Origin of the sequence: Cobetia sp. L2A1, assembly GCF_009796845.1 — a bacterium.
GTDB lineage: Bacteria > Pseudomonadota > Gammaproteobacteria > Pseudomonadales > Halomonadaceae > Cobetia.
In genome coordinates this window covers 461,522-471,881 of the sequence record NZ_CP047025.1, presented here as the reverse complement: position 1 = coordinate 471,881, position 10,360 = coordinate 461,522, and the positions used below count along the sequence as shown (strand labels likewise).

Genomic DNA, 10,360 nt, shown 5'->3' with positions numbered 1-10,360 from the left:
CCATGACCCTCTGTCAGGTAGCACTCTCGGGGTACATCAACGCCACTATTCCTCACTGTAGATCGCAATCTACAAAGCGCCTACCCATGCAGCAACTGCACGGGAGACCTAAAGCGTTTTTATGTCAGTCACGGCTATGCCGGCGTCGTACCCAGCTAACTTGCACCACGAGATGACTCCCACAATCACGAAGCCAGTCTCTCCGCCAGACGATAGGCACCCCTGCATGAGCCCATCCGCATGACCGCGCAACCAATAACAACATGAGGTATCCACATGTCATCGAATCCGTATGACACGGACTACGAGATCGGCCAGGACAATGTCCAGGTCATGGGTCTTGATGTTCACAACCCTGTCTTCGCGATCAGTGCCGTGCTGATCGTCGGCTTCATCCTGTTTGCCATTCTCTTTCCGGGACAGGCAGAAACGGCGCTTGGCGGCGCCAAGGCATGGTCGATCAACTACGGTGATTGGCTGTTCATGATCGCAGGCAACCTCTTCGTGCTGTTCTGCCTGCTGCTGGTCATCCATCCGGTCGGCAAGCTGCGCCTCGGGGGTCAGAAAGCCAAACCGGAGTTCTCCACTCACTCATGGTTCGCGATGCTGTTCGCCGCGGGCATGGGGATCGGGCTGATGTTCTGGAGCGTCGCCGAACCGGTGGCCTATTACACCGATTGGTACGGCACACCACTAAACGTCGCGCCCCGTACCCCAGAAGGGGCACGCGCTGCCCTTGGCGCCACCATGTATCACTGGGGCCTGCATCCGTGGGCAATCTATGCCGTGGTCGGACTATCGCTGGCGTTCTTCACCTACAACAAGGGCCTGCCGCTGACCATCCGCTCGGCGTTCTATCCGATTCTGGGTGAGCGCACCTGGGGATGGATGGGGCATATCATCGATATCCTGGCCGTGCTGGCGACCATCTTCGGCCTGGCGACCTCGCTGGGGCTAGGGTCGGCGCAGGCGGCTTCTGGACTGGATTATCTATTCGGCATCGGCGACGGCCTGCCGACCCAGATCGCGATCATCATTCTGGTCACATTGATCGCGATCTACTCGGTGAGTCGCGGACTGGACGGCGGCGTGAAGTTACTTTCCAACATCAACATGATCATTGCTGCCGTGTTGATCGCCTTTGTCATCGCGGTAGGCCCGACACTCGCCATCTTCAAGGGCATCGGCACCACGGCACTCAGCTATGTCGAGTACATCCTGCCACTCTCCAACTGGATCGATCGTCCTGACGAAAGCTGGTTCCATGGCTGGACCGTCTTCTACTGGGCGTGGTGGATTTCCTGGTCCCCGTTTGTCGGCATGTTCATCGCACGCGTCTCCCGCGGCCGCACCGTACGTGAATTCGTGATTGCCGTGTTGTTGGTACCGACTCTCGTCACGATAGTGTGGATGTCAGTGTTCGGGGGTACTGCACTTGAGCAGGCGGTCAATGGCGTCGGTTCTCTGGCGGGCGGCATCGACTCCGTGTCGCTTGCGATGTTCCAGATGCTCGACAACTTGCCGCTGTCCAACGTGACCTCCTTCATCGCCATCATCCTGGTGCTGGTGTTCTTCGTCACCTCTTCCGACTCCGGTTCATTGGTCATCGACTCCATCACCGCCGGTGGCAAGGTGGATGCACCAATCAGCCAGCGCGTGTTCTGGGCGGCGATGGAAGGCCTGATTGCCGGTGCACTGCTTTATGGCGGCGGCAGTGCCGCTCTTGGATCACTACAGGCAGGGGCGATTGCCACCGGATTACCCTTCACACTGGTACTACTGGTGATGTGCTATTCGCTGTTCCGCGGTTTGATGCAGGAAAAGAAGGCGCTGGACATGCTCACCCAGACCTCCACCGGCGTCTGATACGGCACGGCAACTGACACGCAACAAATCACAGACACAAAAAAACGCCGCCCCCGGTCACCGGGGGCGGCGTTTTCAGTAGGTGAGCCGAACATCACCTGTACTGGATCAAGAGTTTTCCTGAGCCAGCTTTTGCACCTTCTTCATCAGCGTCGGATCTTTCTGAACCGCTTGGCCGATGGAGTTGAAGGTAGCGACTTCCAGACCTGAGTCTTCTACCGCACTGACCATCTCGTCATTGGCTTCCTGACGAACGCTCTGCTTGGCAGTTTCGTCGTCGGCCTTCTGAAGCTTGCCGGCGAAGTCTTGAGAGATGCGAGCGATTTCCTGAGAGGCAGCAGCGAACTGTTCCAGCTGCGCATCAGAGAAGTCACTGGCCTGAGCCTGTGTTGCCTGTGCAGGTGCCTGACCCTGAGCCGGTGCGTCAGCAGCGAACGCCGGTGCCGACATCATGCCCGCAGAAATCAGGGCAGCCGTCATGTATGCAGTCATCCGTTTCATTGCAGCCTCCAGTCATTGATCGTCAATAAGTGATTACCCTAACTCAGACGGGAGCCTTGGCTGGATGTTCAATTTTTCATGTAAAGCTTTGAAAACGCATTGAATACTTCGCGATACATTCGTCGCATTAAAGCAACGCAAAAGACGCAAGCCCGCTCATGACAAGGGTTTCAAAAGCTGGATACCCATACAATGCCACTCTTTCATCTGTCGAAATTCTTTCGAAACTTTCCTGAATATTTCCCTGATACCGCTGTGAAGTACCTCGTATATCCCTCCATGCCTGCACTTTCACATGATATATGGCCCTATGAAGTACCACACAAACCGCGCACTGATGGGCGGCAAACTCGCGCAGACTGGCATAGGCTTACGATAAGCTCATGCTACGCCACGTTTCATGGCTCGTTGCATCTGAAGGCATCCAACTGACAATAGCGCCGCCGGAGGACTGACATGTCCGCACACACGCTTTCCTCACCACCCTCTGTATTTCGTGTCTCATCTTTGCTGCCATTCTCACCAGCGGCGCGACCTGCAAGGACACTCTTCTTCTCAAGCCTGCTGGGCATGCTGCTAGTCGCCAGCCCGCAGACACATGCGATCAGTCTGTTGGATTCAGATGCTGACCTGAAGGCGCCTGCCGAGACATCCGCTGGCGCCCCGTCCACTCCCGCTCCGCCCGCAACCGTCGAGACGACCATGACAGCATCCAACGTCGATCCAGCCGCCAATCCCTTGCTCGGTGAAACCTGGAATCGCCGTTCACTGATACTGGTCGCTCCGGACGAGCATGACCGAGACCTGCAACAGCAACGCGATGCCCTCGACACCACCCGTGGCGATATGCAGCAGCGCGACATGACGACCTACACCCTGATGGGCACACAGGGCATGCACGACGGGGTACCGATGAGCTTCGAGGAAGTGCGCGCTCTGCGCGATGCGATGCAGCTACGCGAAGGCGCGCCCTTTACCGTCATCCTGATGGGCAAGGACGGCGGCAAGAAGATGCAGCAGGAAGGATTCGTCTCGCCGGACCAGATCTATCAGGTGATCGATAACATGCCGATGCGCCAGCGGGAGGAAAGCCAGACATCTCGCGCATCATCCCCCACACAAGGCACGGAAGAATATGCCCCGCCGACACCAGTGACAGATGAAGATTGGCAATGGAAAGACAATGCGCAATGAATGAGCGGTGTATCGCAACAGAAAGCCCCTGCCAGCGTTGCTGGCAGGGGCTTTCTTGTATTTCGTTGTGGCCCGCATTCAAAAAGAGACGCGACGCGCCGGGCGGCTTAACGCACGACACCTTCTTCGCGGAGCAACTTCAGAATCTCTGTCGCGCCCTCTTCGGCACTGACACCTTCGAGACGCTTGCCAGCACCGCCCTCGGCTTTTGCTGCCGCGGCCTTGAAGCGGTCGCGAGCACTGGTCGCCTTGATACGCTTGAGGCGCTTGGGCCGCTTGCGGGCTGGCGTAATGGCGAAGGCCTCAGTCACCTCATCGTGTGCCACGGCACCACTTGCCACCGCCATCAATGACCCGCGACGTGCCTGGCCGAAGGACGACTGACGCGCCGCCGGAGCAGCGGAATCGACACTGATCAACGCGGGTAGCTTCACCCGCAAGCGACGACGCTGGCCTCGTGGCAAGGCTTGAAGCGCCGTCAGATGCCCATCGTCACAGCTCTCGATCTCCACCAGCCCTTCGACCAACGGCCAGCCGAGGCTTTCCGCCAGCAGATGCGGGAGTAAACCACTGCCCTCACCGGTCTCACTCTGTCCTCCACACACCACCAGGTGCGGGGCATCCTCACGTAATCGTGCAGCCAATAGTGGCCACACATCCACGACTCGTTCAGAGGCAGCAACCTGCAAGGTGTCAGGTGTCACCAGTGTCAGCGCCTCCAGCCCCATGCCTAGATAACCGCGCAGCGCCAGGTCTTGCTCGCTGCCCGAGGTGATCTCGCTGCCGCTGGCGTGCCAGGCACTGACACTTACCTGCCCCTCGGGCTGCTGGCGAGAAAGTGTCAGACATAGCTCCAATGCGCGTGCATCCTGCTCGGCACGCCGTAGACGCCCAGAGACCGGATGCTGCCCCAACGACACCAGACTGACGACCCTGAGGGAGGACGCGACAGCGCGAGCGGGCACTGTGGCTTGAGCGGGCACTGTGGCTTGAGTGGGCACTGTGGCTTGAGCGGGCACTATGGACTGTTTGACGCTATTCATGTGTCTCTCCTTATCCTACTGACTGCCTCAGGAGACAATCTCAGGCCGCGTTGGCCACAAGCGATGGCGAAATGACAGGGTCCGCCGCTGACGCCGTCTCCGACGGTATCCCGCGGGCCGCCTCGAGCTGCTGGCACAGACTGGCGAGAATCGCACCGGCATCCCCGATGACCGAGAGATCCGCGCGCTTGACCATGTCACAGCCGCCATCGGTATTAATGGCGATCACCTTGTCGCAACGTTGGATACCCTGCAGGTGCTGAATAGCCCCCGAGATACCCACCGCCACATAGACGCGTGCCGTCACCCAGGTACCGGACGCCCCGACCTGACGCATGCGCGGCATGAAGCCATCATCCACCGCCACCCGCGAGGCACCTTCGGTCGCACCGAGCACCTGAGACGCATGATGGAAGCCGGCCCAATCACGGATACCGTTGCCTGCCGAGAGAATGAATTCAGCCTCGCCCAGTGCGATGGCAGAGGGGTCCACCGCGACCGGGCCGAGGTCTTCGATCAAGGAAAGGCTCTCGATCAATGAAGCGTCATCGGTCACGTCAGTCTCATGTTCCAGCGCCAGAGGCATGGCCGCATGACGCACATCCTCGACCGGTTCGGCGCATTCAGCCTCACAGAGCAGAATACGCGTCAGCGGGCGCGTCAGATCCTGTTGTCCATTGCCGCTACGGCCAGTGACGGAGAGCTGTTCACACTCACCACGTCCCACCGCTGCCAGATCACCATCGAGCTGATAGGCATAGCCGCTAGGCCGCGCGGATGCATCACCCTTGCACAGCAGGCGTGCGCCGAGACGACGTCCCCGCTCGCCGCCGCCCGTGCGCGATTCCGGCAGCAGCCACAGTCGCGGTGACAGACTGGCATCGAGTGTTTCGAGGACCGAGAGCTGCGTGAGCGGTGCATAGCCGTCATGTAATGCATCCGTCAGACTGACCCAGCGATCAATTCCAGCCGCCCCCAGCACTGCGCTATCATCACGCAGCGTGCCAAAAGTGACAGCCAGCACTGCGCCTTGGTGGGCTGGGTCTGCATCCGCCAGCTGTCGCGCCAGGCCGATCACATCCCGGTCATGGCTCGACAACCGTCCACCGGTCATGTCTGGCACTACCGCGATCAGGAAAGCAGGGGTCTCGATCTCGATCAGTGGCAAGACTTTCTCAATCGCGGCACCACTACCCACGCCGCGAGTGGTACCCGGGGCACCACCACTGCGCCCGCTGCGATCAAAACGCTTGCGGCCATTGGTCGCGATGAAGTGCCCGACATGCGGGTTGCGCCGCATCACACCTTTTGGCCCCATCCAACGCTCTTGCGGGCCGGCGTCCCCTTGGCCCAGCGCCATCAGGGCAGCGAAGTGCTCAGGGTGCAGACGGTTACGGGCCTGGTGCTCCAGATGCGGATTGCGCCTGACCAATAGCGGCCTTGTCACAGATACTGTCTCTGCGTGTGTCATGCCACCACCTCCACATCAGGCTGGGCCTTGATCGATGCCTTGTTGTCTGCCACTACCAGTGCACGCGCCATCAGCTCGGCCAGATCCAGCACCAGCGGTTCAGCTTCACCACTCGGTGCCACCACACCTTCCAGCATCGCGGTGCACTGCGGACAACCGACGGCCACCACCTCAGCGCCCGTCTCGCGGACATCGCCCATGCGCATGTCCGGGATCCGCTGCTTGCCTGGGATATCCGTCACCGGCGCCCCGCCACCACCGCCACAGCAGCGTGAACGGGAGCCGGAGCGTTCCATCTCACGCACCTCCAGTCCCAATGCTGCCAACAAGGTACGCGGTGCCTCGAATTCACCGTTGTAGCGACCCAGATAGCAGGGGTCATGCCAGGTGACAGCACCGAGGTTGGCCAGCTTGTCGCCATCCAGACTCAGGCGACCTGCCGCCAGCAACTCATTCATGTAGCTGGTGTGGTGGCTGACCAGATAGTCGCCGCCGAAGGCAGAGTATTCGCGACCCAGCACATGGAAGCTGTGCGGATCACAGGTAATGATGCGCGCGAAGCGATAGCGCGACAGGGTCTCGATGTTGCGTTTGGCCAGCGACTGGAAAGTGGCTTCGTCGCCCAGGCGGCGTGCCACGTCACCACTGTCACGCTCTTCGGCACCGAGGATGGCGAAGTCGACACCGGCCGCGCGCAGCACCTGCACGAAGGCGCGCAGTGTGCGCTGGTTGCGCATGTCGAAGGCGCCATCGCCCAGCCACAACAAGGCTTCTACCGGACGCGGATCACGCGTAGCTTCACGTGCTGCCTGCACCGCACCGACACGCGGCAGGTCGAGATCCGCCGCCCAGTGCAGGCGCGCTTCAAGCGCGAAACCGCCAGGGTTGTCGGTGGCGATCAGATTGGACAGCACCTCAACCCCCTTGCCCGGCGTCGCACCCTGCTCCAGCGTCATATGGCGACGCATGTCGACGATGGCATCGACGTGCTCGATCATCATCGGACACTCTTCGACACAGGCACGACAGGTGGTGCAGGCCCACAGGGTTTCCGGCTCGACCAATACCTTGAATTCATGATTGAGCCTGTCCGCCTGGACCTGAATCGGGCCAGTGGCCGCAGCCTGACCAGTGGAGCGAGTCTGCTCAACAGGACGTGCGTACGGCGATGCACCGACAATGTCTTGTTGCGGGCCACCGCCATGCTGACCCGTGGCACGTATCGGCTCGTCACCCGGATACAGCGAACCTGCATAGCCGGCGTCACTGCCACCGGCCATGCCAACCACCATGTCCTGAATCAGCTTCTTGGGATTGAGCGGCTGACCGGCCGCGAAGGCCGGACACACGGCTTCACAGCGTCCACACTGCACGCAGGCATCAAAGCCCAGCAGCTGACGCCAGTTGAAATCGGCAGGCTTGCCGACGCCCAGCGGCGCCTTGGGGTTGGTGAGATCCAGCGGCAGCAGTGCAGTGTCACGAATCCCCGCGCCCTCGCGAGTACTGAAACGTTGCGGACGACGATGGAAGGCCAGATGCAGTGAACCAGCGAAGGCGTGCTTCATCGGCCCAGTGATGCGCGAGCCGCCGCCCGTCATGCCGACGACCATCTCCAGCAGTCCCCAGGCGATGCCCGCGATCAATACCAGACCGACGATACCGCCGGAGATCATGCGGCCGACGCCTTCCGACAGCACCAGCGACAGACTCATCACGAACAGACTGGCGGAGAACACCAGCAGACTTTTGGGCAGACGCATCCACGGGCCGCGCGACAGACGCGCCGGCGGATCAAGACGACGACGACGCACGAACATCGCGCCACCGAACATCACGCCACTGGCCAGCAGCAACAGGCCGCCAAGCCACGCGGAGTCGATACCGAAGCCGTAGATCACCACCATCAGCAGCGCCGCTGCCACGAAGCCACCGCCGGTGGCGACGTGGGTATTGGCCATATAGCGATCCCGCGCGACCACGTGGTGCAGATCCACCCCATACCGGCGCGGTATCTTCGCAAGACTCGCGATCAGCTCGCCCACGCTCATCGGCGCGGCATCTGCCCGCCCCTGCCGCCACATGCCGATACGCTTGACCGCGCCAATGGCGGCCAGCGCCAAGGCGGCAAAGATCAACACCGACAACACTGTTTCGTTCATAGCCAAACCTCCCACCTATGTGTCAGACGCGATCAGAAATCCTTGCACAGGCGCAAAGCGTCGTAGATGGCAGCGTGGGTGTTGCGCGGCGCGTTGCAGTCGCCGAGACGGAACAGCAGGTAATCATCACCTGCGGTAGCCTGGCTCAGGCACGGCTGCGGCGTGATGGCATAGAGCGATTCCACATCAATCTGGCCCTTGTTGAGCGAGTCTTCCTTGAAGGCGTAATACAGTGCTTCATCCGGACGCACACCGTTCTCGACCACGATCTGATCGACAACACGTTCTTCCAGCGTGCCGGTGTATTCATTCTCGAGTACCGCCACCAGCCCCTCGCCTTCGCGATAGACCTCATGCAGCAGCATGTCGGACGTCATGACGACTTCCTTGGCGTACAGGCTGCGGTAATAGGTCGGGAAGGTGGTGCCGCCAACGGCTGCGCCAGGCTTGATGTCGTCAGTCACGATTTCAACCTTGGCGCCCTTGTCAGACAGGTAGTCAGCCACCGAGACGCCAGAGAACTCGCAGATGCTGTCGTAGATCAGCACGTTGTTACCCGGCGCGACATTGCCATCGAGCACGTCCCATGAGGAGACGATCAGGCTCTTGGCCGGATCAGGGTCGTAGCCCCAGGATTCGTACTGCTCCATGAACGGACGACCACCGACACAGAGAATCACCACGTCAGCGCGCAGATCGCGAATGGTCGCTTCATCGGCACGCGTGCCGAGACGCAGATCGACCTTGAGGCGTGCCAGTTCCAGCTGGAACCAGCGCGTGATACCGGCGATCTGATCACGCTGCGGTGCCTTGGATGCCGTGGTGATCTGGCCACCCAGTTCCTCCTTGGCCTCGAAAAGCGTCACGTCATGGCCACGTTCGGCACAGACGCGGGCCGCCTCCATTCCTGCCGGGCCGCCACCGACGATCACGACCTTGCGGACGGGACCGCTGGTCTTCTCGATTTCATGCGGCAGCCCCATGTATTCGCGCGAGGTGGCGGCATTCTGGATGCACAGCACGTCGAGGCCCTGGTACTGACGATCGATGCAGTAGTTGGCACCGACACACTGCTTGATCTGGTCGAGCTGACCCATCTTGATCTTGGCGATGATATGCGGATCCGCGATATGCGCACGGGTCATGCCGACCATGTCGACATAGCCGCCTTCCAGGATACGCTCGGCCTGATTGGGGTCCTTGATGTTCTGGGCGTGGATCACCGGAATCGACACGACTTCCTTGATACCGGAGGCCAGATGCAGGAAGGGTTCCGGCGGGTAGGACATGTTGGGGATGACATTGGCGAGGGTGTTGTGGGTATCACAGCCCGAGCCGATCACGCCGAAGAAATCGAGCAGACCCGTGGCGTCGTAATAGGCCGCGATCTGCTTCATGTCATCGTGGGACAGACCATCGGGATGGAACTCGTCACCGCAGATACGCATGCCGACCACGAAGTCGTCACCGACCTCAGCGCGCACCGCCTTGAGCACTTCGATACCGAACTTCATGCGCCCCTCAAACGTACCGCCCCACTCATCGGTGCGCTTGTTGACGCGTGGGCTCCAGAACTGGTCGATCAAGTGCTGGTGCACGGCGGACAGCTCGACGCCATCCAGGCCACCTTCCTTGGCACGACGAGCCGCCTGGGCGAAATCGGCGATGATGCGATGAATTTCCTCGACTTCGATGGTCTTGCAGGTCGAGCGATGGACCGGCTCACGGATGCCGGACGGTGACATCAACGAGGTCCAATCGAAGCCATCCCAGCGAGAACGACGTCCCATGTGGGTGATCTGAATCATGATCTTGCCGCCATGCTTGTGCACGGCATCGGCCAGATTCTGGAAATGCGGAATGATGCGGTCAGTCGCGAGATTGACGGAGCTCCACCAGCCCTGAGGGCTATCGATGGACACCACCGAGGAGCCACCACAGATGCACAGGCCACAACCGCCCTTGGCCTTCTCTTCGTAGTAGCGCACGTAGCGCTCGGTGGTCATGCCGCCATCGGTGGCATATACCTCGGCATGGGCAGTACTGACGACGCGGTTGCGGATGGTCAGCTTGCCGATCTCGATCGGCTGGAAGAGTGCGTCGAATGCCATGGGGAGAGCTCCTCG

The 10,360-nt window shown here is 60.6% G+C and carries 7 protein-coding genes; 2 read left to right on the top strand and 5 right to left on the bottom strand.

Annotation, left to right across the window (positions count from 1 at the left end):
- The first annotated feature begins 276 nt into the window (after positions 1–276).
- Positions 277–1,866 carry a BCCT family transporter gene (locus tag GQR90_RS02155; protein WP_158772693.1) on the top strand — a complete coding sequence of 530 codons (1,590 nt, stop codon included), beginning with the start codon at positions 277–279 and terminating at the stop codon, positions 1,864–1,866.
- A gap of 108 nt (positions 1,867–1,974) precedes the next feature.
- Here GQR90_RS02155 and GQR90_RS02150 read toward each other — a convergent pair whose 3' ends face one another.
- Entirely contained in the window at positions 1,975–2,367 is a 393-nt protein-coding gene (locus tag GQR90_RS02150; RefSeq protein ID WP_158772692.1) for a DUF4168 domain-containing protein, read from the bottom strand.
- 456 nt (positions 2,368–2,823) lie between these two features.
- On the opposite strand from GQR90_RS02150, the gene GQR90_RS02145 reads away from it, so the two are divergent.
- The gene (locus GQR90_RS02145; protein WP_158772691.1) at positions 2,824–3,561 is read left to right on the top strand and encodes a DUF4174 domain-containing protein; all 738 of its coding nucleotides are present in this window, start codon (positions 2,824–2,826) and stop codon (positions 3,559–3,561) included.
- Positions 3,562–3,668: 107 nt separating this feature from the next.
- On the opposite strand, the gene GQR90_RS02140 is transcribed toward GQR90_RS02145, so the two are convergent.
- From GQR90_RS02140 to dgcA, 4 genes are read right to left on the bottom strand one after another with little or no spacing between them, the layout of a single operon-like run.
- Complete coding sequence (locus GQR90_RS02140) at positions 3,669–4,604, bottom strand: electron transfer flavoprotein subunit beta (RefSeq protein ID WP_158772690.1); 936 nt, start codon at positions 4,602–4,604, stop codon at positions 3,669–3,671.
- A 40-nt stretch (positions 4,605–4,644) separates the two neighbouring features.
- Positions 4,645–6,075: an electron transfer flavoprotein subunit alpha/FixB family protein gene (locus GQR90_RS02135; protein ID WP_158772689.1), complete on the bottom strand. Its 1,431-nt coding sequence runs from the start codon at positions 6,073–6,075 to the stop codon at positions 4,645–4,647.
- Positions 6,072–8,234, bottom strand: a complete 2,163-nt coding sequence (locus GQR90_RS02130) for a (Fe-S)-binding protein (protein WP_158772688.1) — start codon at positions 8,232–8,234, stop codon at positions 6,072–6,074. Before GQR90_RS02130 ends, GQR90_RS02135 begins: the two co-directional genes overlap by 4 nt.
- Before the next feature lie 32 nt (positions 8,235–8,266).
- Positions 8,267–10,345: a dimethylglycine demethylation protein DgcA gene (gene dgcA, locus GQR90_RS02125; RefSeq protein ID WP_158772687.1), complete on the bottom strand. Its 2,079-nt coding sequence runs from the start codon at positions 10,343–10,345 to the stop codon at positions 8,267–8,269.
- Between the last annotated feature and the right edge of the window lie 15 nt (positions 10,346–10,360).

Excerpts from the sequence above, each read along its gene's own strand:
- GQR90_RS02155 (WP_158772693.1), top strand. The coding sequence starts at position 277 with ATGTCATCGAATCCGTATGACACGGACTACGAGATCGGCCAGGACAAT.
- GQR90_RS02150 (WP_158772692.1), bottom strand. The coding sequence starts at position 2,367 with ATGAAACGGATGACTGCATACATGACGGCTGCCCTGATTTCTGCGGGC.
- GQR90_RS02145 (WP_158772691.1), top strand. The coding sequence starts at position 2,824 with ATGTCCGCACACACGCTTTCCTCACCACCCTCTGTATTTCGTGTCTCA.
- GQR90_RS02140 (WP_158772690.1), bottom strand. The coding sequence starts at position 4,604 with ATGAATAGCGTCAAACAGTCCATAGTGCCCGCTCAAGCCACAGTGCCC.
- GQR90_RS02135 (WP_158772689.1), bottom strand. The coding sequence starts at position 6,075 with ATGACACACGCAGAGACAGTATCTGTGACAAGGCCGCTATTGGTCAGG.
- GQR90_RS02130 (WP_158772688.1), bottom strand. The coding sequence starts at position 8,234 with ATGAACGAAACAGTGTTGTCGGTGTTGATCTTTGCCGCCTTGGCGCTG.
- dgcA (WP_158772687.1), bottom strand. The coding sequence starts at position 10,345 with ATGGCATTCGACGCACTCTTCCAGCCGATCGAGATCGGCAAGCTGACC.